We start from the raw sequence: 23,968 nt of genomic DNA on the forward strand, positions 1-23,968 counted from the left end.
GCGTCGGTTTTTCGTTGAATTCCCCTTAAAGCGTTTCTGCGGTCATTCCGACGGCGGATAGCGCACGTCCAGAATTTCGATCTGTTCGAGGCCCGCTGGCGTGCGCAACGGCACCGTATCGCCGACCTTCGCCTTGGTGATGGCGCGTGCCATCGGTGAAATCCAGCTGACGCGACCGCGGTCGAGATCAACCTCGTCGATGCCGACGATCATGATGGTGTGTTCGTCGCCCTTGCCGTCGGCATAGGTGACTTCTGCACCGAAGAACACCTGGTCGACGTTCTCCTGCCGACGCGTGTCGACGACTTCGGCGTTGTCCAGACGTTTGGTGAGAAAGCGAATGCGACGGTCGATCTCGCGCAGGCGGCGCTTACCGTAGATGTAGTCGCCGTTCTCCGAGCGGTCGCCGTTCGAGGCCGCCCACGACACGATTTTCACCACTTCGGGACGTTGATTGTCGATCAGGTCGAGCAACTCGTCCTTGAGGCGCTGATAGCCGGCCGGCGTGATGTAATTCTTCGCGCCCGCCGGGATGGCGGGAGCGCCAGCGTCGAGATCGTCATCGTCGTCGCCGGTGTCTTCTTTGACGAATGCTTTGTTCATGAGCCTGAGCGCACCGTAGTGGCGCGCAATAAAAAGCGTTTCGGGATGCCTGCATTATAGGAGCCTTGCGACGCGCCATTGCCACCGATGCGTCATGACCTGGCCCGCAATGTCCTCTACAATCGGTCATCCCTCCCCCCAACACACCCGCAGGAGCATCGCGTCATGACCGAGTCCTCCAGTCCTTTCCTCGACGTGCTCAAGCCGCACACGAGCGATATCGGCGCTTTCACCGTGCAGCGCAGTCTGCCGAGCCTGCCGTTTAAAACGGTCGGGCCGTTCATCTTCTTCGATCACATGGGGCCCGCGACGCTCGCCCCGGGGCAGGGCATGGACGTGCGCCCGCACCCGCATATCGGGCTGGCGACGGTGACCTATCTGTTCGATGGCGAGATTCACCACCGCGATAGCCTTGGCAGCGACCAGCGCATCACGCCGGGTGCCGTGAACTGGATGACCGCCGGGCGCGGCATCGTGCACTCGGAGCGCACGCCGCCGGACGTGCGCGAGCGTGGCGGCGACGTGCATGGCATCCAGACTTGGGTGGCCCTGCCGCAGGCTGACGAGGAGACCGAGCCGTCGTTCTCGCATCACGAGGCGGCATCGTTGCCCGATATCTTTGCGCCGGGCGTGCACATGCGGCTGATTCTCGGGAAAGCGTTCGGCGAGACGTCGCCGGTGAAGGTGTTTTCGCCGATCTTCTACCTTGCCGTCGATATGGAGCCTTGCGCGGCGTTCGTGCTGCCGCCGGAATACGAGCAACGCGCCATCTACACGGTGCAAGGCGAGGTCACGGTGAACGGTAATCTGCTGCCGGAGCAACGCATGGGCGTCCTCGCGCCCGGTGGCGACGTGAATGTCGTGGCAGGGGACAAGCCTGCACGCTTGATGCTGCTGGGCGGTGCGCCGCTTGACGGCGACCGCTTCATCTTCTGGAATTTCGTGTCGTCGAGCCGCGAGCGCATCGAGCAGGCCAAGACCGCATGGATGGCGCAGGAGATGGGCCACGTGCTCGGCGAGACGGAATGGATTCCGATTCCCGAGCGTAAGCCCGCGGCGAAATAAGTCGGTTTTCTGTTGAAAAGCCCGCTGCCGGATGCGCCGGTAGCGGGCTTTTTCATTTGGCTAGCGGCGATCCAACCGTCTACGCGCTCAACACAATCACAGAGCAGCGGCGATCTTCCAGCAGTCGATGTGAGATCGCGCCGAAATTCAGGCGATCGCCGAAACGCGGCTGCACGCCTAGCACGAGCAGGTTGTGTTTGCCGTGATGAATTTGATGCAGCACTGCGTCGTCGACCTTGCCACCGGCGAGCAAGCGCGTGCGTAGCTTCACGCCGTTGCGCTCGGCCAGCGCGTGCAGGTTCTCGAGCATGGCGGCTTCAGCGGCATCGGGACGCAGCGACCTTGGCCGCCACCGCTTGTGCATCATCCCCGGCGCGACGCGTGCCGAAACGTGCAGCGCCGTGACATGAGCATTGGCGGCGCGGGCAAGTGTGATGGCCAACTCTGCCGCGTGGCGCGAATAGTCCGTGCCCGAGACCGGCACGAGGATATCGAGCGGTGCGTCGGGCGTACGGGCGTGATCTCCATGGGCCAACACGATGGCGATGGCGCCATCGAACGCCTTCGTGAGCGGCAGCACGCCCGTTGGCAAGGGCAACGGCGGCACGTCGGAGTCGGATTCTTCGCCATCTGCGTCGAAGCCCGCGATCACGAAGCCGTAGCCCTTACCGATTTCGTCCGAGATACGTGTGGCTTCGTGACTGGTATCGGATTGCGCAGCCTGCTGATCTCGCGCCGCGTCGGACGGATCGCTCGCGACGAACTCGCCTTCTTGGGTGGCTTCGCTCACGCGCTTGTCGTCGTGCGCTTCGCCGACGGGTTCGTGTTTGGGGGCGGTGTCATCCGCGCCGTCGTCGACTGGCCCATGGGGCAATTCCGGCGTCTTTTGCGGGGCGTCGCGCGTCCGTTCGCGAAGCACGAGTCGTTCGGCTTCGCGTCGCAATGCCGCGCGTGCCTTATCGTCATCAGCCTGTGCGTCGCTACCGTCATCGACGCCCGGTGTTCCTGGGGCGCGCGGGACGGCGAGCATGGCGGCGTTCAGTGCGATTGCGTAGGCATCTTGCCCCGTTGCTTCCTCGCTATCGCCTGAATCGGAGGCTTCCGCCGAGGCATCCGACTTACCGCCGTCACGCTTAGCTGGCGCAGGCGCCAGCACCGTGGTCAATGTGCCACGCACACCCGCCGTCAGCCCGGCGATCCGAGCGGCGAAGCGGCCATTGGCGCTGCCGTCCACCGCAGCGAGAATGCGTTCGACGTTCGGCAGGAAATCCTTCTCCTCGGCAGCTTCTTTTTCTAGTCGGGCTTTCTCTTCCGCAGACAAAGGAATGCGCACAAGCGCGCGTCGTAGCACCGGCGGCATGATCAGCGTGGTAATCAGCGCCATGATGACCACCATCGTGAACAGGTCCTTGCTCAGCACGCCGAGCGACAACCCGATGCTCGCCACAATGATCTCGGTCGACCCGCGCGCGTTCATGCCTGTGGCAAGTGCGAGCGCCTCGGCGGACGACATACCGCCCAGCCGTCCACCGAGAAAACATCCGCTGAACTTACCGATACTCGCGATCAGAATCAGCCCCGCCACGAGCCCGAGCATGCGCCAGTCGAACAGAATGGTCAGATCGACGGACAACCCCGCCACGCCGAAGAACACCGGCGCGAAGAGGGCGACGATCAGGCCGCGCAGTTGTGCTTCGATCTGCTCGGTGAGGATGGGCGATTGGCCGATCATCACGCCTGCCATGAACGCCCCCAGCGCGGTATGCACGCCGAGCTTGTCGGTCGCGAGCGCCAGCACGAAGGTGATGACGAGAATCGCGCTGAGCACCGGCATCTCGCTAGTGAATCTATCGTTGGTCCAGCGAATGGCCACGGCCACCGCTCGCTTGCCGACGGTAAAGCACAGCACGATGAAGAGCAGGGTGCCGCCAAGGCTAAACGAGAGATGCCCGAGATCGACCGAGCCGCTCGCGCCCAGCCCCGCAATGGCCGCGATGATGATCCACCCGGTGGTGTCGTCGAGAATGGCCGCCGCCAGGATGATCTGCCCGATATTGCGGCGCAGATAATCGACTTCGCGGATGACCATCGCCACCACTTTCACCGACGAGATCGAGAGCGCCGTGCCGATGAACAGCGACGTCACCAGCCTTGCTTCAGGGTGAGGGAGAAGGTTGTCGGGTAGATGCCAGCCAAGAGCGAAGCCGCAGGCGAACGGGATGATCATGCCGCCCGCCGACGCGAAGATGGCCATACGCTTCATTCGCCGCACGAGTCCGAGGTCGGTCTCCAGTCCGGTCGATAGCAGAAGCAGCAGCACGCCGAGCTCAGACACCGCATCGAGCATCTTTTTCTGCGCTTCGTTATCTGGAAAGATGGCGTGCTGCCAAGCGGGCAGCAAGGCGCCGAAGACCGACGGGCCGAGAAGCACGCCCGCGAGCAGTTGGCCCATCACAGCGGGCTGTCGCAGCCGCTGCATCACCTCGCCGAGCAATCTGCCGACGAGCACCAACAAGAGGAGTTGCGTGAAGAAGATCGCCGTGCCGTGGCCTGCGTGCATGTGCCTCCCAGCGTGTCATGCGACGGCGCGCAGCGCTCAATATGGCGCTCGGCGGCGATGACGGCCGGGATGGGAACCCGGCGCGCTCGCGCGCGTCCGTATCGATATGCCCAGTTTTGCGATTACCATGCGCTATGCCTGCATCAAGCAAGTCATGCCATTTCTGCATCAAGCGAAGCAGCCGTAAGTGATAGAAAATCGCACGAACTAACGGCTACCATTCACGCAATTTACCACGCTCTATAGGTCATATGATCGACACCAACCTCGCCAGTTTCGACGACGACGTGCTGGCCGTCTCGCATCAAGTGCCCGTGCTCGCCGATTTCTGGGCCCCGTGGTGCGGCCCCTGCAATGTGCTCGGGCCGCTGCTCGAAAAGCTCGAAGCCGAGGCGCAAGGGCGCCTGCGACTGGTCAAAATCAACGCCGACGAGAATCCCCAGCTTTGCGCCGATTACGGCGTGCGCAGCTTGCCCACGGTCGTCGCATTCGTCGACGGCGAGCCGGTCGATCAGTTTGTCGGCGCCTTGCCCGAAGGCCAGTTGCGCGCGTTCATCGAGCGCATCGTGCCGAATCCGGCGGAGATGGCGCGCAACGTGGCCCGTCAGGCCCTAGCCGAAGGCAAGCCGCAAGTGGCGCGCGATGCACTGCAAGCGGCATTGGCACTCGACCCGGCGCATGACGAGATTCGCCTCGATCTGGTCGATGTGCTGATCGAAATGGACGATCTCGCAGGCGCACGCACTGAACTCTCGCTGATCTCGCCGCGCACGGCAGCGGGCGGAAATGCGCGCATTGCGGCGTTAGAGACGCGTCTGGCGGCCGCAGAACAGGCCAGCCACCTCCCGCCCGCCGCACAGTTGCTGCAACGCGTGCACGCCGAGCCGGACAATCTGCAAGCGCACTTGGATCTGGCGAATCGCTATCTGGCCGATCATGCCTACGAGCAGGCGCTTGAAACGCTGTTGGGCATCGTGCAGCGCGACCGCACGTTTGGCGACGACGTCGGCCGCAAGTCGATGCTTGCCGTGTTCGACGCACTCGGTGGCTCCGATCCCGCCACGGTCGCCGCCTGGCGTCGCAAGTTGAGTGCCGCGCTGAATTGATTTCCCAAGTTCATCTTCATTCCCATCACTAGACCGATGACTGCACCTGAACTGATTACCTTCGCGCCCGATCAAGCGGGCGAAGCCGTGTTCGATCACCCCGCCGAGGCCCGCCGGGTGAGCGGCAATCCGCAGCGCGTCACGCGCCCGTTCTATACCGACGCGCTGGGTGAATTCGACTGCGGCGAGTGGACCTGCGAGCCAGGGGCTTGGCGTATCGTGTTTGGCCCGCATCGGCAGGAGTTTTTCTCGGTGATCGAAGGGCGGATTCGGATCAGCGACGATCAAGGCAACGGCTCGGAGTTCGGTCCCGGCGACGCCTGTGTGATTCCGGCGGGCTTCGAGGGCGTGTTCGAAGTCATCGAGCCGGTGCGTAAGCACTTCGTGATGCTCGATCGCAAGGTCACGGTATGACGCGACTCATCTTCTTCTGCGGCCACGCAGGCGCTGGCAAGACCACACTGGCCAAGCGTCTGATCCGCCCACTTATCGAGCGCAGCGGCGAGGCGTTCTGTCTGCTGGACAAAGACACGCTGTATGGCGCATTCAGTGCCTCGGTGATGGGGGCACTGACCGGCAACCCGAACGACCGCGACAGTCCGTTGTATCTGCAAACGCTGCGCGAGCCGGAGTACGGCGGCCTGCTGGAGACGGCGCGCGAGAACCTGCGGCTCGGCGTGAACGTGCTGGTGGTCGGTCCGCTTTCGCGTGAGTTGCGCGAAGGGCTGCTGTTCGATCGTGGCTGGCTGGAAGTGGATGACGACGTCGGTGTGCATGTCGTCTGGGTCGACCTCGATGAAGACAGTGCCAAAGCGCGCATCGTGAGCCGCGCTAACCCAAACGACGCGTACAAGCTCGCGCACTGGGAGGAATATCGTCTGCGCCGGTTTTTGCCACCCGCGGCGGCTTTCCCGGGGCTGGTGCGCTTCGACAATACGGCACCGACGGCGGAAGACGACGAGCGGTTATTGCAGACGTTGTTGGCGCAGACACGCTAATGTCGCTGGCGACAACGGCGCGAGGGGAATAGTCCGAAAAGGCCGGACGGGCCATAGGCGGTGGCCCGGCGCATTGCTAAGGTGCGACTTTCCCCTTTCTCCCCTTCGCGGGCGCGCCGCCATGACTCTCTTCTTTCGTTTTGTGCTTGCCGCCGGGCTGGGGCTAGCCAGCTTTGCATTCTCCAATGCGTACGCGTCGGGCAATCCCGATGCAGAACCCGCCCTGACGGCCGCTTCCCCCACGCTTGAACGCATTCGTCAACGCGGGCGCATCGAACTCGGCTATCGGCAGTCTGCCGTGCCTTTCTCCTTTGTGAACCACCAGGAACAGCCGACCGGCCTGGCGTGGGCCCTTTGCCAAAAAATCGTGCCGGTGATTCAGCGAGAACTCGCGATGCCGCAACTGGAGAGCGTGCCGGTGCGGGTGATCGAGCAAATGCGCGCACCGCTCGTCAAAGGGGAGGCTATCGATATCGACTGTGCGCCCTCGACGGTGACCGACGTGCGTGCGGAACAAGTGGCCTTCAGCTTGCCGTACTACGCGGCCCATGTGCGGTTGATGGTCCGCCGTGGCAGTGGCATCGGGTCGATCGACGCCATGCGTGGGCTGAGGCTCGTGGTGGTGCAGGGCACGACGGCGGAGCGGCTGGTGCGGGCGCGTCAGGCGCAAATTGGGTTTCAGTTACTGATGGCCCGCGATTACGACGAGGCATTCCATCTGCTGCGAGAACGGCGCGTGCAGGCCATGGCGTTAGACGATGTGCTGCTTCAGGGCTTACGCACGACGACCAAGACCCCGGACGCTTTCCGTGTCGTCGGCCCGCCGCTGTCGGACGACCCTGAGTACTACGCACTCGTGTTGCGCCACGACGATCCCGCCTTCAAAGCGCTCGTCGATGCCGCGTTGATGGAAGTCTTCCGCAGCGGCGAGATGGCGCGCCTGCAAGGCCGCTGGTTCCAGAATCCGACGCCGCCGCACGGGGTGAACCTGCATATGCTGCCGTCGCCAGAGGTTCAGGCGCTATGGGAAGCCGGTCGGCAGGAATGATGCCCGGCATAAGCTAATGACAAAACTGGCTTTGCTCCAGCGGGCGTAACTCTGTAAATTCCTATCGTGCTGTTAATGCGATAGGAATTTGCTGTGAACCGTTTCACTGAATTGAATTGGAAAATTGCCGCCCGCCGTGTGGCCCTGAGCCTGTCGGTGGGCGTTGCCGTTTTGGGCGCCATCTCGGCTACGCCGTCGGCGCTCGCCGCGCCGGCCAAGGCCGCTAAAGCAGACGCGGCCGTCGTCGCCTTGCCGAAGATCCATGGCGATCTGACCGGCACGCTCAAAAAGATCCACGACACGGGCCTCATCACACTGGGTTACCGCGAAGCCGCGATCCCGTTCGCGTACGTGAACGACAAGGGCAAGCCCGTCGGCTACACCATGGACCTGTGCTACGCCGTGGTCGATGCGGTCAAGTCGGCGCTCAATATGCCGAACCTGAAAGTGCGCGAGATGTCGATCACGCCGCAGAACCGTATTCCGCTGGTGAAGAACGGCACGGTCGATCTCGATTGCGCGCCGAACACCATCACGCCGGAACGTGCGGAACAAGTGGGCTTCAGCAACCCGTACTACGTGTCGGAAGTGCGTTTGCTGGTGAACAAGAAGGACAACATTCGCGGTCTGGACGATCTGAAGGGCCAGAATCTGGTGGCCTCGGCGGGTTCGACCGGCGAGCGTCTGGCACGTATTCAAGCCGATAAGGGTGGGTTCCGCGTGATTCCGGCACGTGACCACGGCGAATCGATGATGACGCTAGAGACTGGCCGTGCCAAGGCGTTCGCGCTCGACGACGTGCTGCTCGCGGGCCTGCGTGCCACGGCGCGCGAACCGGGCGACTTCGACATCGTCGGCGCACCGCTCGAAACTGAACTGAACGCGCTGATGCTGCGTCGCGACGACCCGCAATTCAAGAAATTCGTCGATACCACGCTGGCCCATGTGTTCAGCTCGGGCGAGATTCGCAACATTCAGCGCAAGTGGTTCCAACAACCGATTCCGCCGCGTAACGTGAATTTGAACCTCGAGCCGAGCAAGGAAGTGATCGAGGTCTGGCGCGAAGGCTCGAAAGTGACCGAGTAACGCGTCATCGGGCGCGGGCAGCGCTCCTCGTTGCACCCGCCCGCAGCCCTTAAAACCCGTACCAACGCCCGCCGATAGCGATATCGGCGGGCGTTGTCGTTTACGCGTTGTTTACACCGGCTTTACCCCTTTTGTCCCCGTCTTTACGCGCCGATCCGTATCGTTCAGAACACGGCTGGCATACGCATGCGAAGGGCATGCGAGGGCGCGTCGCGCCCGTGGTGTGCTGGCCGCCACACGATAGGGAGTTGTCATGGATTGGTTATATCTCGGCGTGATGGCGGTGTTCACCGCTGCGACCGTCGGCTTTGTCGCGTTTTGCGCGTCGGTAGGGGGGCAGCAATGACAGCCATGTACTGGCTGAGCGGCGGACTCACGCTCGCGCTGCTCGCTTATCTCGTCTACGCGCTCTTCAAGCCGGAGAATCTCGCATGACACTCAACGCCTGGATTCAGCTCGGCGTCTATCTCGTCGTGCTACTGGTGCTGGCGCGCCCGCTCGGCCGTTTCATGGCCGACGTGCTTGCCGGCGAGTCGCGTGTGAACCGGTGGTTTGCCCCGGTCGAGCGCGGTCTTTATCGCCTGTGCGGCATCGATCCTGAAAAGGAAATGCACTGGCGTGCTTATGCGATTGCGCTGATCGGCTTCAACGCCCTGGGCGCGTTCGCCGTCTATGCGCTGCAACGCTGGCAAGTCTGGCTGCCGCTCAACCCGCAGGCGTTCGGCGCGGTCACGCCCGATTCGTCGATGAACACTGCCGTGAGCTTCGTGGCCAACACGAACTGGCAGGGCTACTCGGGCGAGTCGACCATGAGCTATCTCACCCAGATGCTCGGCCTCGCGGTGCAGAACTTCCTGTCTGCTGCGACCGGTATCGCGGTGGTGGTGGCGCTCATTCGCGGCTTCGCCCGTCATACGGCCAAGACGATCGGTAACTTTTGGGTCGATATGACCCGCATCACGCTCTACATCCTTGTGCCGCTGTCGGTGCTGTTTGCCGCCGCGTTCATGAGCCAAGGCGTGATTCAGAACTTTGACGCCTACAAGGACGTCGCGACGGTGCAGGCCACGCACTACGACAACCCGGTGCTCGGCCCGGACGGTCAGCCGAAGATGGATGCGGCAGGCAAGCCCGTGACGCAACCGGCCGTGACGTCCACGCAGACGTTGCCGATGGGCCCGGTCGCCTCGCAAGAAGCGATCAAGATGCTCGGCACCAACGGGGGCGGCTTCTTCAACGCCAACTCGGCGCACCCGTACGAGAACCCGACGCCGCTGTCGAACTTCCTGCAAATTCTGGCGATCTTCCTGATCCCGGCGGCGCTGTGCCACACGTTCGGACGCATGGTCGGCGACCGCCGTCAGGGCATCGCGATTCTCGCCGCCATGACGATTGCGTTCTCGATTGCGAGCATCGCCACCGTCTCGGCGGAACAAGCGGGTAACCCGGTGCTCACGCCGATTGGCGTCGATCAGCAGGTGAGTGCTACGCAGTCCGGCGGCAACATGGAAGGCAAGGAAACGCGCTTCGGCATTGTGGCGTCGGGCATCTTCGCGACGGTGACGACAGCCGCGTCGTGCGGTGCGGTCAACGCCATGCACGACTCGCTCACACCGCTAGGCGGCATGGTGCCGATGTTGCTGATGCAATTGGGCGAAGTGGTCTTCGGTGGGGTGGGTTCGGGCCTGTACGGCATGCTCGTCTTCGCCATGCTCGCGGTGTTCGTCGCGGGGCTGATGATCGGCCGCACGCCGGAATACCTGGGCAAGAAGATCGAAGCGTTCGAGATGAAGATGGTCGCCGTCGCCGTGCTGATGACGCCGATGCTGGTGCTGCTCGGTACCGCCTTCGCGGTGCTGATTCCGGCGGGGCAGGCGGGGGTGGCGAATCCAGCGACACACGGGTTCTCCGAAATTCTCTACGCCTTTAGCTCGGCCGCGAACAACAACGGCAGCGCCTTCGCGGGGCTCTCGGCCAACACGCCGTTCTACAACAACGCGCTGGCGATTGCGATGTGGTTCGGCCGCTTCTGGGTGATTGTGCCGGTGCTGGCGATTGCTGGTGGTCTGGCCGCGAAGAAGCGCATCTCCGCCACGTCGGGCACGTTGCCCACGCACGGACCGCTCTTCGTCGTGCTGCTGCTCGGCACCGTGCTGTTGGTGGGTGCGCTCACCTACGTGCCGGCGCTGGCGCTCGGACCGATTGCCGAACATCTCGCGATGATCGGCGCGCAATGAATAACGAAATGAGGCATTCGAGGCACTCATGAATCAATCCGCAGGTAATACCGTCACCCGGCCGGTCGCCGAGGGGCATACATCGGCAGTGAAGTCGATGTTCGACCCCACGATCGTGAAGCCGGCCATCGTCGACTCGTTCCGCAAACTTCACCCGCTCACGCAAGCGAAGAACCCGGTGATGTTCGTGGTGTACGTCGGCAGCATTCTCACCACGGTGCTTTTCGGCATGGCCCTCGCGGGTCATGCCGAAGCCAGCGCACCGTTCATCCTCGCGATCACGCTGTGGCTGTGGTTCACGGTGTTGTTCGCGAACTTCGCCGAAGCACTGGCCGAAGGGCGTAGCAAGGCGCAGGCTGCCTCGCTGCGTCAGGCCAAGAAGAACGTGCCGGCCAAGCAACTGCGCGCAGCGGCTCGCGACGCCGAGTGTCTGGTGATCGACAGCGCCAGCTTGCGCCGTGGCGACTTCGTGCTGGTGGAGGCGGGCGATGTGGTGCCCGCCGACGGCGAAGTGGTCGAAGGCGTGGCGTCGGTCGATGAATCGGCCATCACGGGGGAATCGGCGCCGGTGATCCGCGAGTCGGGCGGTGACTTCTCGGCAGTCACGGGCGGCACGCGTGTGTTGTCCGACTGGATCGTCATGAAAGTGACGGTTAATCCGGGCGAGGCGTTTCTCGATCGCATGATCGCGATGGTGGAAGGCGCCAAGCGTCAGAAGACCCCGAACGAGATCGCGCTGACGATTCTGCTCGTCGCGCTCACGCTGGTGCTGCTGCTCGCCACGGCCACGCTGCTGCCGTATTCGATCTACAGCGTGCTGGTGACGCAGGCCGGTCATCCGGTCACGATCACCGTGCTCGTGGCACTGCTGGTGTGTCTGATTCCGACGACCATCGGTGGCTTGCTCTCGGCCATCGGTGTGGCTGGCATGAGCCGCATGATGCAGGCCAATGTGATTGCTACGTCGGGCCGCGCGGTGGAAGCGGCGGGCGACGTCGACGTGCTGCTGCTCGACAAGACCGGCACGATCACGCTCGGCAACCGTCAGGCCTCGCAGTTCGTGCCCGCCCCGGGCGTGGACGAACGTGCATTGGCCGACGCAGCACAACTCTCGTCGCTGGCCGACGAAACGCCGGAAGGTCGCAGCATTACCGTGCTCGCGAAGCAACGCTTCAACTTGCGCGAACGCGAGATGGCCGGTCTGCACGCGGTGTTCCTCCCGTTCTCGGCGCAGACGCGCATGAGCGGCGTGGATCTGGCGGACAAGCAGATTCGCAAGGGCGCTGCGGAAGCCGTCAAACGCTACGTGGAATCGGCGGGCGGTGTGTGGCCCGCGGCGTTGGCGACGTCGGTCGACGAGATTTCACGTCGCGGCAGTACGCCGCTGGTGGTGGCTGAGCAAGACGCACAAGGCACCCGCGCGTTGGGCGTGATCGAGTTGAAGGACGTGGTCAAGGGCGGCATAAAAGAACGTTTTGCCGAACTTCGTCAGATGGGCATTACGACGCTGATGGTCACCGGCGACAACCGTCTGACGGCGGCGGCCATTGCGGCCGAAGCCGGTGTCGACGACTTCCTCGCGGAAGCCACGCCGGAAGCCAAGCTCGCGACGATTCGCAAGTATCAGGCCGAAGGCAAGCTGGTGGCCATGACGGGCGACGGCACCAACGACGCCCCGGCGCTCGCTCAGGCCGACGTGGCCGTGGCGATGAACTCGGGCACGCAGGCCGCGAAAGAAGCCGGCAACATGGTCGATCTGGATTCGAACCCGACCAAGCTCATCGAAATTGTCGAAATCGGCAAGCAGATGCTGATGACGCGGGGCAGCCTCACCACGTTCTCGATTGCGAACGACGTGGCGAAGTACTTCGCGATCATTCCGGCGGCATTCGCCACCACGTATCCGCAGCTCGACCAATTGAACGTGATGCGCCTCGCCAGCCCGTCGTCGGCCATTTTGTCGGCGGTGATCTTCAACGCGCTGATTATCGTGGTGCTGATTCCGCTGGCCCTCAAGGGCGTGAAGTATCGCCCGCTCGGTGCGGCCACGCTGTTGCGCCGTAACCTCGTGATTTACGGGCTGGGCGGCATTCTGGTGCCGTTCGTGGGCATCAAGGCGATCGACATGATCATCGCCGCGATGGGCTGGGCCTGATCGGTTAGCACGCTCGCCCACATTGCAGAACTTAAAGGAATAGACGTCATGAAAACCCTGTTACGCCCGATGCTGAGCCTGTTTGTCGTGCTCTCGGTGATTACGGGTCTGGTGTATCCGCTGGTTGTGACCGGCGTTGGCCGGGTCGCGTTTGCACGCGAAGCCTCGGGCAGCCTGATCTACAAAGACGGCAAAGCGGTCGGCTCGTCGCTGATCGGACAGAACTTCGACGAACCGAAGTACTTCTGGGGCCGTCTGTCGGCCACGGCACCGATGCCGGATAACGGCCTGGCATCGGGCGGCTCGAACTACGGCCCACTCAACCCCGCACTCGCCGACGCCGTGAAGGCACGTATCGCGGCGCTGCGCGAGGCCGACCCGACGGCCGCACTGCCGGTACCTGCCGACTTGGTGACGGCATCCGCCAGTGGCCTTGATCCCGAGATCAGCCCGGCAGCAGCGGCCTATCAGGTCACGCGCGTGGCTAAGGCCCGTGGGCTGACGCCGGAGGCCGTGCAAGCGCTGGTTGCGCAGAACACCCAAGGGCGCCAATGGGGCATTTTCGGAGAGCCCCGGGTGAATGTTCTGAAGCTCAACCTGGCGTTGGATGGGATGGCACCCGGCAGCGTCTGAAAACGCGGCATAGCGGCCGGACGGACGGGCGTTTCGCTGGTCTTGTCCGGCAGCGTGCGGTAGATTGGCGGCACGCCCTTGACGCGTGCCGTTTTTGCTTTGCCGAATGCACCGCATGTGCCCCGCACGTGCTCCGAATTTGGCGCATCTCTTGCCGACCGGCGAGAGGGCGCGCGTCTCCTTAGTGGACTGATCCGATGGCTGGCATGGAACGCCCCGACCCCGACGAATTGCTCGACAAACTGCAACGCGACGAAGCGCGCGAGCAGCGCGGCCGGCTGAAGATTTTCTTCGGCGCGTCGGCAGGCGTCGGTAAGACCTTCGCGATGCTGCAAGCCGCGCGCAAGCTGCGCGAGGAAGGCACCGACGTTGTCGTCGGCGTGCTGGAGACGCACGGCCGCGAAGAGACGGCGAAGATGCTCGAAGGGCTGGAAGTGCTGCCGCAGAAGTCGGTGGAGTATCGCGGACGTGTGCTGCGTGAATTCGACCTCGACGGCATGCTTGCACGCAAACCGGCGGTGGCACTGGTCGATGAACTGGCGCATGCGAACGTGCCGGGCGAGCGCCATCTGAAGCGCTGGCAGGACGTGGAAGAGTTGCTGGCTGCGGGTATCGACGTGTACACCACGCTCAATGTGCAGCATCTGGAGCGGCTGAACGATGTGGTGGGGCAGATCACGGGCATTCGCGTCTGGGAAACGTTGCCCGACCGGGTGTTCGATCTGGCGGACGAAGTCAAACTCGTCGACTTGCCACCCGATGAACTGCTCGAACGCATGCGCGAAGGCAAGGTGTACATGCCTGCGCAGGCCGAACGGGCGGTGCGCAATTTTTTCCGCAAGGGCAATTTGATTGCGTTGCGTGAACTCGCGTTGCGCCGCACCGCCGACCGGGTGGACGCGCAGATGCGCGAGTACCGCGCGGATCAGTCGATTAGCCATGTCTGGCAGGCACGAGAGCGCTTGCTCGTCGCGATTGGGCCGGGGCCGGAAGGTGTCGCACTCGTGCGTGCGGCGGCGCGGCTGGCGGCGAGTCTGCGGGCCGACTGGCTGGCGGTGCATGTGGAGACGCCCGCGATTCTGCGGCAGTCGCAAGTGCGGCGTGAGGGCACGTACGCGACGCTCAAGCTGGCGCAAGAGTTGGGGGCGGAAACGCTCACGCTCGATGGTGCCGATGCCGCGCCGACATTGCTCGCCTATGCGCAGATGCGCAATGTGTCGAAGATCGTCGTGGGCGCGAGCGGGGCAAGGCGATGGTGGACGGCGCGCACGCCGCTGCACGAGGCGCTGATTCGGCTTGCGCGAGGCGTCGATGTCGTGTTGATCGGCCCGGCGGCAGGCGACACCTCGGCGGACAAGCGCGTGGTGCGCGGCGACTGGCGCGATTGGTTCGATACCTCCGCGCCGGAACTGGGACTGGTGGGCGGGCCGTGGCGCGGCTACGCATGGGCGGTGGGGATTTGCGGCGTCATCTCGCTCGCGGCGGCGGAACTCACGACGTTCCTCGATCTCGCCAATATCGCCATGCTTTATCTGCTGGGCGTCATCATCGCCGCGATGCGGTTGGGCCGTGGGCCGGGCGTGCTGGCATCGTTTCTGTCGGTGGTGGCGTTCGACTTCTTCTTCGTGCCGCCGAAGATGTCGTTGTCTGTCTCCGATACGCAGTACCTGCTCACCTTCGCCGTGATGCTGACGGTGGCACTGGTCATCAGCCATTTAACGACGAGCCTGCGTTTTCAGGCACGGCTGGCGACATGGCGGGAACGGCGTACCGGTGCGGTGTATGCGATGGCGCGTGAGTTGGCGGCGGCGCTCACGACGCCGCAGATCATCGAAATCGGATCGCGTCACGTGCGCGAAGTGTTTCAGGCGCGCGTGGCCTTGTTGTTGCCCGACAGTCAGGGCGGCGTGCGGCAGCCGGTCGAGAACGTGCAAGCCGAGACGATGCCTGCGCATATCGATACCGATGTTGCGCAGTGGGTCTATGACCGCCAGCAGGCCGCCGGGCAGGGCACCGATACCTTGCCCGCATCGGACGCTTACTACCTGCCGTTGCGTGCGCCGATGCGCACGCGGGGTGTGCTGGTGGTGGCGCCAGACAATCCTGCGACTGGGGCCATTGCCACGCCGGAGCAACTGCGTCTGCTCGATACCTTCGCCGCACAAATTGCGCTGGCACTCGAGCGCGTGCATTACGTCGAGATTGCGCAGGATGCGCTGGTGACGATGGAATCCGAGCGTCTGCGCAACTCATTGCTATCCGCCATTTCGCATGACTTGCGAACGCCGCTCACGTCCATCGTTGGCTTTGCGAGCATGCTTAGCCGCAATGCGGAGACGCCGGGGCCGCTGCGCACGGAACTGGTCGATGCGATTCACGAGGAAGCGCAACGCATGACGGGGCTCGTGACCAACTTGCTCGATATGGCCAAGTTGCAAGCGGGCGGTGTACAGCTCAATCGACAGTGGCAGATGCTCGAAGAAGTGGTCGGTACGTCGTTACGCGCATCTCGGCGCGTGTTGGCCGGGCATGAGGTCAGCACGCGAATACCCGCCGACCTACCGCTGCTGCGCTTCGACGCTGTCTTGCTGGAGCGTCTCTTTACCAACTTGCTGGAGAACGCGGCGAAGTACTCGCCGTCCGGTTCGCACATCGAGATTGCCGCACGCACGCTTGGTGATGAAGTCGAAGTGAGCGTGAGCGACGACGGCCCGGGGTTGCCGGTTGGGATGGAGGGGCGAATCTTCGAGAAATTTATGCGTGGGGAGAAGGAGTCGGCCAAGCCGGGCATCGGCTTGGGGCTCGCGATTTGCCGAGCCATCGTGGAAGCGCACGGCGGTAGAATCGAGGCCGCCAACGTGCCCGGCGGTCACGGCGCACGCTTCAGTTTCACGCTGCCCGTCGAGACGCCACCCGCTGAACCCGAAGTGCCCGATATGAATGAGTCGTCGGGGGAGTTGGAGGAGGGGGCGGACTCGCCTGCACCATCACCCACTGAAATGCCTGACACCAAAGCCACACAAAGTCATGAGTGAACCGACTATCACCATCGTGGTGATTGAAGACGAACGCCAGATCCGCCGCTTTCTGCGCACATCGCTGGAAGCCGAAGGCATGGTCGTGCACGAAGCGGAAGCGGGGCGTCAGGGCATGGTCGAAGCGGCGACGCGCAAACCCGATTTGCTGATCGTCGATCTCGGATTGCCCGATATCGACGGCGTCGAAGTCATTCGCGAAGTGCGCGGCTGGACGGACATGCCGATCATCGTGCTGTCGGCACGCAACGAAGAATCGGAGAAGGTCGTGGCGCTCGACGTGGGCGCCGACGATTACCTGACCAAGCCCTTTGGGGTATCGGAGTTGCTGGCGCGTATTCGTGCACAACTGCGCCGCCATCATCGCGGTGGCAATTCCGAGACGTTGGGCGAAGCGTTCGCGTTTGGCGACATCAGCATCGATCTCGCGCGCCGAAAAGTGACACGTGGCGGTGAAGCCGTGCATTTGACGCCGATCGAGTACCGCTTGCTCGTGACCCTCGTGCGCCACGCCGGGCGCGTGCTCACGCACCGGCAATTGCTCAAGGAGGTGTGGGGGCCGTCGCACGTCGAGAGCAATCACTACTTGCGCATCTACATGGGCCACCTGCGCCAGAAGCTTGAAGCCGACCCCGCGCAGCCGAAGCACATCCTGACCGAAACCGGTGTCGGGTATCGGCTGGAGGTGGAGGCTGCGGCGTGATTCTGTATCCCGCCCGCTAATTCCATGTCACCGATAGGGCGTCCTTCGATGCGACGCGCGCTTTGATAAAATCGCCGGGTTCCTTCGTTCCCGTGGCTGCTGATTGCGGCAACGCGCCGAATTTCATTCGGTTTCCGATGGAACCCGTAGCCGCCGGGACGACCCGGTGCACGGATTCACTTTTTCCGGGGACGACCCCGATACATCCATGCATCGGAGTCTTTCATGGCCTGGATCCTTCTCGTCTTCGCGGGATTACTCGAAGTGGCTTGGGCCGTCGGTCTGAAGTACACGCAAGGCTTTTCGCGGCTTGTGCCGTCGGTTTTCACCATTGCTTCGATGGTCGGCAGCGTTTGGCTGCTGGCGCTCGCAGTGCGTACGCTGCCGTTGGGCACGGCTTACGCCATCTGGACCGGCATCGGTGCGGTAGGCGCGTTTATTCTCGGGATCATTCTGTTCGGTGAGTCGGCCTCGGCGGCACGCATTGCCAGCGTCACACTGATTCTGGCCGGGCTTGTGGGGCTGAAGCTCACCACGGCCTGAACGGGCACTGAATCGACGTAAAACGTGCGCCAACGCCCCCCAAAATGTCACCGGTGGTGCGTTGCCGCAACGCGCGGCATAATGACGCCGTAACGGTGCGACGGTGAGGGTTGGCACGTTGGCTGATTTGCGTGCCGTTTCGGGTTGGGTTTTGAGCTCCGCTTTCCGTTTCGTTACCGCGTCAGCAGTGTGAGGCGCGTGATCGTGCGACGCCGCCATCTCGGCGGCAGCGAGGGTCACCATGCTGGAATCGATTGCGCTTGGCGCAGGGCTGTCCTGGGGCAGCGGCCTGCGGTTATACCTGACCGTGTTCTGCGCAGGACTGGCAGCGCGTCTCGGGTGGTTGCATCTGCCGCCGACGCTGGCGGTGCTGGCGTCTACGTGGGTCATCGCTGCGGCTGGCGTGCTCGCGGCCATCGAGTTCTTTGCCGACAAGATTCCCTTTGTCGATAGCGCCTGGGATGCGGTGCATACGTTCATCCGCATTCCGGCAGGCATCGTATTGGGCGCGGCGGCACTCGGCCAGATGGACCCTACCGTCACTGCGCTGGCCGGGCTTGCCGGTGGTGCGCTGGCAGGCACTGCGCACTTGGCCAAGGCGGGGAGCCGGGCGCTCATTAATACCTCGCCGGAACCTTTCTCCAATGTGGCGGCCTCAGCCGGCGAAGATGTCTCCACGGTGGGCGGTCTCGCGCTCGCGTTCTTCCTGCCGGCCGTCTTTCTCGTGATGTTGCTGGTTTTCGTCGTATTGGCGTGGTGGTGGCTGCCGCGTGTCTGGCGCGGCTGGCGCTCACTGCTGGCCCGGGTCAAAGGATTGAGGAACGATGGGGTTCACTGAAGTTGCCCGCCAGTCGTGGCGGATGTTCATGCGCGACTGGCGTGCAGGCGAGCTGCATCTGCTGCTCGTGGCGCTGTTGCTGGCCGTCGGCGCACTTTCCAGTGTCGGTTTTCTCTCTGATCGCATGCAGGGCGGGCTTGAGCGCGATGCGCGCCAAATGCTCGCCGCCGATCTCGTTGTGCGCAGCGACGCCCCCTTATCTCCCGACTTCTCCCGTCAAGCCCACGCCGACGGGCTCGCGACCGCTGTCGTTGCTAACTTCCCGAGCATGGCCAGCGCCATCGGCGAGAACGGTCAACCCGGGGCGAGTCGCTTGTCGTCGCTCAAGGCTGTCAGCGACGGGTACCCGTTGCGCGGGCGCGTAAGAACCGCAGCCGACGCTGCGGCTAACACCCCGGATGCACCTGCCGCCGATATCCCCGCCCCGGGCACCGTCTGGGTCGATGCGGCGCTGCTCGACGCCTTGCACGTCAAACCCGGCGACAACGTTCGCGTCGGCAACCGGTCGTTGCGCATCGCCGCCGTCATCACGCGTGAAATGGATCGCGGCTACGGTTTCGGCTCGCTCGCACCGCGCGTCATGATGCGGTTCGACGAACTTCAGTCCACCGGGCTGGTGCAGTTCGGCAGCCGCATCACGTATCGCTTGCTCGTCGCAGGCACCGACGCGCAGGTCAGGCAATTCACCACGTGGGCACGTCCGGCCGCCGAGCAGGCGCGCGGCGTGCATCTCGAATCCCTCGAAGAGGGTCAGCCTCAGGTGCGACAAACGCTCGACCGCGCGGAGCGCTTCCTCTCGCTGGTGGCGTTGCTGGCCGCCGTGCTGGCGGCAGTGGCCGTGGGGATTGCAGCACGCCGGTATAGCGAACGACATCTCGATGCGTGTGCCGTGATGCGGTGCCTTGGCGTGTCGCGTGGCTCGTTGCGCGGCATGGTGACACTTGAATTTATCGGCCTCGGCTTGATTGGCGGGGCGCTTGGTGTGGCGCTCGGCTATGCGGCCCATTGGGCGTTGTTGGCACAACTGGGGAATGTGATTCCGGCGGGATTGCCTGCACCGACGTGGCGTCCGGCCGCGTTCGGTTTCGCCAGTGCGCTGGTCATGCTGCTGGGGTTTGCATTGCCGCCGCTGTTGCCGCTCTCGGAAGTGGCACCGCTGCATGTGCTGCGCCGCGATGTCGTGGGCGGTGCGCGCCGTCAGGGCTGGTTGGCATATGGCGCGAGTGCGCTGGCGTTCGCCGCGCTGTTGCTCTTCGCGGCGCGTGACCTCCGTTTGGGGGCGATGGTGGCCGGTGGCTTCGTCGTTGGCGCGGTCGTGTTTGCTGCGCTGGCATGGCTGGCGATTCGCGGACTCGCCGCATGGGCGCGTCGCAGCGGGCCGGTCGGTGGCGCGATGGGCGGCATCGGCTGGCGGTATGCGTTGGCCGGTCTGCGTCGCCGTGGTCTGGGGAGTGCGTTGCAAATTGTGGCGTTGGGCCTTGGACTGATGGCGCTGCTGCTGCTCGCGGTCACGCGTAACGATCTGGTCGCCGGTTGGCGGCAATCGAGTCCCGCCGACGCGCCGAACCGCTTCGTGATCGATATTCAGCCAGGGCAAGATGCGCCGGTGCTGGCGCAATTGCGCGCCGCCGGTTTGCCCGACGTGCAACTCTCGCCGATGATTCGCGCGCGGCTCACAGCGATCAACGATCAGCCGGTGACGGGCGAGCGTTACACCGAAGAGCGCGCGCGACGGCTTGCAGAGCGCGAATTCAATCTGTCGTACACGTCCGCGCTGCCCGACGGCAATCGCGTGACCGCCGGTCAGTGGTACGGCGATACGACCACGCCGCAGATTTCGATGGAAGAGGGCATCGCGAAGACGCTGGGCCTGAAGCTCGGCGACACGCTGCGCTTCGAAGTGACCGGGCAGACGATCGATGCCCCGATTACCAGCTTGCGCAAGCTCGACTGGGGATCGATGCGGGTGAACTTCTTTGTCGTGATGCCGCCAGCGGCGCTGCGCGATTTCCCGATGACGTGGATCACATCGTTCCATCTCGACGCGCCGCAGCAAGGCGTCGCCGACGCGCTCGTACGGCAGTTCCCGAACGTGACGGTGATCGATACGGGCGCATTGCTGGCGCAAATTCAGCTCATTCTGTCGCAGGTCATCGACGCGGTGCAGGCGCTGTTCCTGTTCACGCTCGCCGCGGGTGTACTGGTGCTTTATGCGGCGCTTGCGGGCACGCGTGACGAGCGTATGCGCGAGAGCGGCATCTTGCGTGCGCTGGGTGCGTCGTCGCGACAGTTGCGCGACGTGCATCTGGCGGAATTGGTGACTGTCGGGGCGTTGGCCGGGCTATTGGCGGCGTTCGGTGCCGGGGCACTCGGCTGGGCGCTCGCGCGTTACGTGTTCGAATTTGCGCTGACGTTCAATCCGTGGTTGCCGGTGCTGGGCGTTGTGGCGGGCGTGCTGTGTGCGCTGGTTGGCGGATGGAGCGGCCTGCGGGCGGTGCTACGCCAGTCGGCGCTGCGCACGCTGCGAGAGGTGTAGGTCGAACGTGCGAGCGTGCGAGTGACTCGGGCCTCGGGCACAATAGCGGCCATGACGACCGAAAACTCCTCCCAAACTTCCCCCACTTCCCAAGCCGCGGACGCCGATGCGCAGGACACCCCTGCGCAGCCGACCGCGTTCTCGTTGCTCGGTGGCGAAGCGCGCGTGCGCGAACTCGTCGACCGTTTCTACGACTTGATGGACCTCGAGCCGGAATTCGCCGGTATCCGCACTTTGCATCCCGAGTCGCTCGATGACTCGCGCAATAAGTTTTTCTGGTTCCTGTGCGGCTGGCTCGGCGGGCCGAATCACTACATCGAGCGATTCGGCCATCCGATGTTGCGCGCTCGCCATCTGCCGTTCCCGATTGCCACAAATGAGCGCGATCAATGGCTGCGTTGCATGGCACTGGCTATGCAAGACATTGGCGTTGAAACGTCGCTTCAGGAACGCTTGATGCAAGCGTTCTACGGGACGGCGGACTGGATGCGCAACAAGGCAGGGTAATACTCAGGGCGGGACTCAGACCAGGTTGAAAACGTTCTCCGTCGCGGTGCGTGGGCCATCCGCCGTTGCCTTAAACGCCTTGACGGCCTGACCGGCACCGTCGGCCGCCTGGCACACCACGCTTCGCAGACAGTTTGCGGCTGCCTTGATCTTGCTTGCGGCCCCGGACACCGCATCCACGGTATCGTCGTAGAGGGTCGAGCCAGCCCCCATTAGCACGCCCACCAATCCCATCACGTGAGCATTGATGTCCCCGGTCTCTTTTTGAGACGCGTGGAGAATGCCTTCGGCAGCCACCGTCAAACTGACCCAGGCGACCAGCGAGTTTTCGAGCCGATTGGCCCCGGCTTGCACGTCCGGTGTCGCGTCGAGGCATCGCATCACCGCCCCCGGCCAAGTCAAGGCACGAGCCTCCTGAATGCGCTCAGGCGAATCCCCGAACAGATGGATCGCTTTCGCCAATGTGTTTCCCACGCCGGACATCGCGAGCGTTAGAGAAATACCGAAGTCGACGGTCTCGCGGCTTGCGTCGTGGGTGTCTGTGGTCTCGTCGCCGACGTGCGCGAAGGCGGTCATCGGCAACACGAGGATCGCGCTTCGAGCGGCCGTGTTCAGCAGGCTCTTTGCAATCTCATGCAAGCAGGCGAGCCGCTGCGAGGACGGGGCCGCGCCTGCCGGGGCTGCCCCTTCCTGCAATTGCATCACGACGCTCCGACCAATGTCGTCGGGCAAGCGCAGCAACCGCGGCTGCGTGCCGACTTGTGGCGGCGTGGGCACGCTGATCTCTATGCTGTCTAACTGGGTCAACGACGCGCTATGGGGAATCTGGGAAGTGGTGGGATTCATTTTGGTGACTCAGGGGGATGAGGGAAGGGTGGCAAGGAGTTGCCGGGCACGGTGACCGAGTGCCGACTGCAATGGGGAGCGGCCGGCAATTTCCTCGGAAGCTTTAAGCAGACTGCGCGCCAGCTCAGGGGTATCCGACTGGATCATGCAGCACGCGGCGAAATAGGCTGGCTCGGGATCTGACGCATCCAGCATCGCGGCACTCACCAGCGGACTCGCAGCAAGGGCATAGGCTTTCCTGCTGTACAAGGCGTAGCCCAACCGCTTGAGCGCACCTAAATGCAAGGGACGCTCACGCAATATCGCGCTCAGCAGCTTGATCCCGCCTTCGTGGTCGCCGTCGTCGTATCTCGCGCAGGCGTGCCGGAATGCGTTCTGCTCATGCGCATTGCCCTTCAGTTCTTCTGCGAGGGAGGTAGCTTCAGGTTTCATCTCGATTCCTTTCCAATGACGTGCCACACGTGCTGCGGCACTCGGAATCATCCTAAGAGTCACGTCTCTCGGCGGCTGTCGCCGTAAGACAATGCTTTGGTTTGTGCGTCGAATTTCAGATCGATTGGGAATCGTTGCGCGGTTCCTTATGCGTCGCGACTCGTTCGTCGCGACTTTGGCCGGAAGTCGGGAACTCGCGCTCGCGAATGCCCCGCGTACCGTACTGGTCTGAAAGCGTCGGATTGGCCCTTGTCATGGCGGCCGAAACCGCGCGACCATGTCCAATTCCAGAAGGAGACACCATGACAACCGAAGCGCTGTTCCGACAAGACGCCTATCTGCGCCAATGCGAGGCGCGTATCACCCATATCGACGAGAACGGCATCATGCTCGATCGCACCGTGTTCTACCCGCTCGGTGGCGGGCAGGCTGGCGACGCAGGTGCCTTCTTGCTCGCCGACGGTACGCGCCTGAGCATTGCCGACACGCGCAAATCGAAACTCGAAGGCGCGACGCCAGACGACGCGGTGCATGTGCCCGCAGAAGGCCAGGCCGAAGCGCTGGCCGGGTTATCGGTCGGCGATCTCGTGCATGCAGAAATCGATTGGGAACGGCGTTTTCGCCATATGCGCTTTCACACGGCCTCGCATCTGATGTGCGCCGTGCTGCCGCATCCGGTCGACGGTTGCAGCATCACGCCGGAATATGCGCGGCTCGATTTCGTGACCAATGACCCGATCGAGCGCGAAGCCGTCGAGGCCGGATTGGCGGCGCTGGTGGCGGCAGCACGACCGGTGAATATCGACAGCATCAGCGATGAGGAAATGGCGGCGCGTCCGGAACTGGTGCGCACGATGAGCGTGAAGCCGCCGATGGGCCTCGGGCGCGTGCGTCTGGTACGCATCGAGGGCATCGATCTCCAACCCTGCGGCGGAACGCACGTGGCGAATACGGCCGAAATCGGTGCACTGCGGGTGAGCAAGATCGAGAAGAAGACGTCACGCACGCGTCGCGTGGTGCTCGCGTTTGCTTGAGTC

21 protein-coding genes are annotated in these 23,968 nt (G+C 63.6%); 17 read left to right on the forward strand and 4 right to left on the reverse strand.

Annotation, left to right across the window (positions count from 1 at the left end; genetic code table 11):
• Positions 1-42: 42 nt before the first annotated feature.
• Positions 43-603 (reverse strand): transcription elongation factor GreB, encoded by a 561-nt coding sequence (greB, locus tag ACPWR9_RS07675; RefSeq protein ID WP_426297563.1) that lies wholly within the window; start codon positions 601-603, stop codon positions 43-45.
• 165 nt (positions 604-768) lie between these two features.
• Here greB and ACPWR9_RS07680 point away from each other — a divergent pair, with 165 nt between their 5' ends.
• The gene (locus ACPWR9_RS07680; RefSeq protein ID WP_426297561.1) at positions 769-1,668 is read left to right on the forward strand and encodes a pirin family protein; all 900 of its coding nucleotides are present in this window, start codon (positions 769-771) and stop codon (positions 1,666-1,668) included.
• A 79-nt stretch (positions 1,669-1,747) separates the two neighbouring features.
• Here ACPWR9_RS07680 and ACPWR9_RS07685 read toward each other — a convergent pair whose 3' ends face one another.
• Positions 1,748-4,228 (reverse strand): cation:proton antiporter, encoded by a 2,481-nt coding sequence (locus ACPWR9_RS07685; RefSeq protein ID WP_426297559.1) that lies wholly within the window; start codon positions 4,226-4,228, stop codon positions 1,748-1,750.
• A 254-nt stretch (positions 4,229-4,482) separates the two neighbouring features.
• Here ACPWR9_RS07685 and trxA point away from each other — a divergent pair, with 254 nt between their 5' ends.
• The 15 genes from trxA to ACPWR9_RS07760 all read left to right on the forward strand — a co-directional run bounded on the left by trxA (position 4,483) and on the right by ACPWR9_RS07760 (position 21,653).
• Complete coding sequence (trxA, locus tag ACPWR9_RS07690; RefSeq protein WP_426298013.1) at positions 4,483-5,334, forward strand: thioredoxin; 852 nt, start codon at positions 4,483-4,485, stop codon at positions 5,332-5,334.
• A gap of 36 nt (positions 5,335-5,370) precedes the next feature.
• Positions 5,371-5,748, forward strand: coding sequence for a cupin domain-containing protein (locus ACPWR9_RS07695; protein WP_426297557.1), 378 nt, complete (start codon positions 5,371-5,373; stop codon positions 5,746-5,748).
• Positions 5,745-6,332, forward strand: a complete 588-nt coding sequence (locus ACPWR9_RS07700; RefSeq protein WP_426297555.1) for an AAA family ATPase — start codon at positions 5,745-5,747, stop codon at positions 6,330-6,332. The genes ACPWR9_RS07695 and ACPWR9_RS07700 overlap by 4 nt, the downstream gene beginning before the upstream one ends.
• Positions 6,333-6,453: 121 nt before the next feature.
• Complete coding sequence (locus ACPWR9_RS07705; protein ID WP_426297553.1) at positions 6,454-7,380, forward strand: amino acid ABC transporter substrate-binding protein; 927 nt, start codon at positions 6,454-6,456, stop codon at positions 7,378-7,380.
• 93 nt (positions 7,381-7,473) lie between these two features.
• Entirely contained in the window at positions 7,474-8,466 is a 993-nt protein-coding gene (locus ACPWR9_RS07710; protein WP_426297551.1) for a transporter substrate-binding domain-containing protein, read from the forward strand.
• A 342-nt stretch (positions 8,467-8,808) separates the two neighbouring features.
• Positions 8,809-8,901, forward strand: coding sequence for a K(+)-transporting ATPase subunit F (kdpF, locus tag ACPWR9_RS07715; RefSeq protein ID WP_150681195.1), 93 nt, complete (start codon positions 8,809-8,811; stop codon positions 8,899-8,901).
• Complete coding sequence (kdpA, locus tag ACPWR9_RS07720; protein ID WP_426297549.1) at positions 8,898-10,703, forward strand: potassium-transporting ATPase subunit KdpA; 1,806 nt, start codon at positions 8,898-8,900, stop codon at positions 10,701-10,703. Before kdpF ends, kdpA begins: the two co-directional genes overlap by 4 nt.
• A 28-nt stretch (positions 10,704-10,731) precedes the next feature.
• Positions 10,732-12,858 carry a potassium-transporting ATPase subunit KdpB gene (kdpB, locus tag ACPWR9_RS07725; RefSeq protein ID WP_426297547.1) on the forward strand — a complete coding sequence of 709 codons (2,127 nt, stop codon included), beginning with the start codon at positions 10,732-10,734 and terminating at the stop codon, positions 12,856-12,858.
• Positions 12,859-12,906: 48 nt separating this feature from the next.
• Positions 12,907-13,491: a potassium-transporting ATPase subunit KdpC gene (kdpC, locus tag ACPWR9_RS07730; protein ID WP_426297545.1), complete on the forward strand. Its 585-nt coding sequence runs from the start codon at positions 12,907-12,909 to the stop codon at positions 13,489-13,491.
• A gap of 206 nt (positions 13,492-13,697) precedes the next feature.
• Positions 13,698-16,526 carry a DUF4118 domain-containing protein gene (locus ACPWR9_RS07735; protein WP_426298011.1) on the forward strand — a complete coding sequence of 943 codons (2,829 nt, stop codon included), beginning with the start codon at positions 13,698-13,700 and terminating at the stop codon, positions 16,524-16,526.
• The gene (gene kdpE, locus ACPWR9_RS07740) at positions 16,519-17,229 is read left to right on the forward strand and encodes a two-component system response regulator KdpE (RefSeq protein WP_426297543.1); all 711 of its coding nucleotides are present in this window, start codon (positions 16,519-16,521) and stop codon (positions 17,227-17,229) included. The genes ACPWR9_RS07735 and kdpE overlap by 8 nt, the downstream gene beginning before the upstream one ends.
• Positions 17,230-17,454: 225 nt before the next feature.
• The gene (gene sugE / locus ACPWR9_RS07745; protein ID WP_426297541.1) at positions 17,455-17,772 is read left to right on the forward strand and encodes a quaternary ammonium compound efflux SMR transporter SugE; all 318 of its coding nucleotides are present in this window, start codon (positions 17,455-17,457) and stop codon (positions 17,770-17,772) included.
• Positions 17,773-18,013: 241 nt separating this feature from the next.
• The gene (locus tag ACPWR9_RS07750; RefSeq protein ID WP_426297539.1) at positions 18,014-18,610 is read left to right on the forward strand and encodes a DUF4126 domain-containing protein; all 597 of its coding nucleotides are present in this window, start codon (positions 18,014-18,016) and stop codon (positions 18,608-18,610) included.
• The gene (locus ACPWR9_RS07755; RefSeq protein ID WP_426297538.1) at positions 18,597-21,146 is read left to right on the forward strand and encodes an ABC transporter permease; all 2,550 of its coding nucleotides are present in this window, start codon (positions 18,597-18,599) and stop codon (positions 21,144-21,146) included. Before ACPWR9_RS07750 ends, ACPWR9_RS07755 begins: the two co-directional genes overlap by 14 nt.
• 51 nt (positions 21,147-21,197) lie before the next feature.
• A complete protein-coding gene (locus ACPWR9_RS07760; protein WP_426297536.1) occupies positions 21,198-21,653 on the forward strand; it encodes a group II truncated hemoglobin in 456 nt (151 codons plus the stop codon).
• Positions 21,654-21,668: 15 nt separating this feature from the next.
• On the opposite strand, the gene ACPWR9_RS07765 is transcribed toward ACPWR9_RS07760, so the two are convergent.
• The gene (locus ACPWR9_RS07765; RefSeq protein ID WP_426332229.1) at positions 21,669-22,385 is read right to left on the reverse strand and encodes a hypothetical protein; all 717 of its coding nucleotides are present in this window, start codon (positions 22,383-22,385) and stop codon (positions 21,669-21,671) included.
• Positions 22,386-22,508: 123 nt separating this feature from the next.
• Positions 22,509-22,931 (reverse strand): hypothetical protein, encoded by a 423-nt coding sequence (locus ACPWR9_RS07770; RefSeq protein ID WP_426297532.1) that lies wholly within the window; start codon positions 22,929-22,931, stop codon positions 22,509-22,511.
• Between the two features lie 302 nt (positions 22,932-23,233).
• Here ACPWR9_RS07770 and ACPWR9_RS07775 point away from each other — a divergent pair, with 302 nt between their 5' ends.
• Positions 23,234-23,965, forward strand: coding sequence for an alanyl-tRNA editing protein (locus tag ACPWR9_RS07775; RefSeq protein WP_426297530.1), 732 nt, complete (start codon positions 23,234-23,236; stop codon positions 23,963-23,965).
• The last annotated feature ends 3 nt before the right edge of the window (positions 23,966-23,968 follow it).

Source organism: Pandoraea pneumonica (assembly GCF_049918595.1).
In the GTDB taxonomy this organism is placed as follows: Bacteria; Pseudomonadota; Gammaproteobacteria; order Burkholderiales; family Burkholderiaceae; genus Pandoraea; species Pandoraea pneumonica_A.

Excerpts from the sequence above, each read along its gene's own strand:
- ACPWR9_RS07695 (WP_426297557.1), top strand. The coding sequence starts at position 5,371 with ATGACTGCACCTGAACTGATTACCTTCGCGCCCGATCAAGCGGGCGAA.
- ACPWR9_RS07685 (WP_426297559.1), bottom strand. The coding sequence starts at position 4,228 with ATGCACGCAGGCCACGGCACGGCGATCTTCTTCACGCAACTCCTCTTG.
- ACPWR9_RS07705 (WP_426297553.1), top strand. The coding sequence starts at position 6,454 with ATGACTCTCTTCTTTCGTTTTGTGCTTGCCGCCGGGCTGGGGCTAGCC.
- ACPWR9_RS07680 (WP_426297561.1), top strand. The coding sequence starts at position 769 with ATGACCGAGTCCTCCAGTCCTTTCCTCGACGTGCTCAAGCCGCACACG.
- kdpB (WP_426297547.1), top strand. The coding sequence starts at position 10,732 with ATGAATCAATCCGCAGGTAATACCGTCACCCGGCCGGTCGCCGAGGGG.
- ACPWR9_RS07750 (WP_426297539.1), top strand. The coding sequence starts at position 18,014 with ATGCTGGAATCGATTGCGCTTGGCGCAGGGCTGTCCTGGGGCAGCGGC.
- kdpF (WP_150681195.1), top strand. The coding sequence starts at position 8,809 with ATGACAGCCATGTACTGGCTGAGCGGCGGACTCACGCTCGCGCTGCTC.
- ACPWR9_RS07700 (WP_426297555.1), top strand. The coding sequence starts at position 5,745 with ATGACGCGACTCATCTTCTTCTGCGGCCACGCAGGCGCTGGCAAGACC.
- kdpA (WP_426297549.1), top strand. The coding sequence starts at position 8,898 with ATGACACTCAACGCCTGGATTCAGCTCGGCGTCTATCTCGTCGTGCTA.
- ACPWR9_RS07770 (WP_426297532.1), bottom strand. The coding sequence starts at position 22,931 with ATGAAACCTGAAGCTACCTCCCTCGCAGAAGAACTGAAGGGCAATGCG.
- kdpE (WP_426297543.1), top strand. The coding sequence starts at position 16,519 with ATGAGTGAACCGACTATCACCATCGTGGTGATTGAAGACGAACGCCAG.
- greB (WP_426297563.1), bottom strand. The coding sequence starts at position 603 with ATGAACAAAGCATTCGTCAAAGAAGACACCGGCGACGACGATGACGAT.
- kdpC (WP_426297545.1), top strand. The coding sequence starts at position 12,907 with ATGAAAACCCTGTTACGCCCGATGCTGAGCCTGTTTGTCGTGCTCTCG.
- ACPWR9_RS07755 (WP_426297538.1), top strand. The coding sequence starts at position 18,597 with ATGGGGTTCACTGAAGTTGCCCGCCAGTCGTGGCGGATGTTCATGCGC.
- ACPWR9_RS07735 (WP_426298011.1), top strand. The coding sequence starts at position 13,698 with ATGGAACGCCCCGACCCCGACGAATTGCTCGACAAACTGCAACGCGAC.
- ACPWR9_RS07760 (WP_426297536.1), top strand. The coding sequence starts at position 21,198 with ATGACGACCGAAAACTCCTCCCAAACTTCCCCCACTTCCCAAGCCGCG.
- sugE (WP_426297541.1), top strand. The coding sequence starts at position 17,455 with ATGGCCTGGATCCTTCTCGTCTTCGCGGGATTACTCGAAGTGGCTTGG.
- ACPWR9_RS07775 (WP_426297530.1), top strand. The coding sequence starts at position 23,234 with ATGACAACCGAAGCGCTGTTCCGACAAGACGCCTATCTGCGCCAATGC.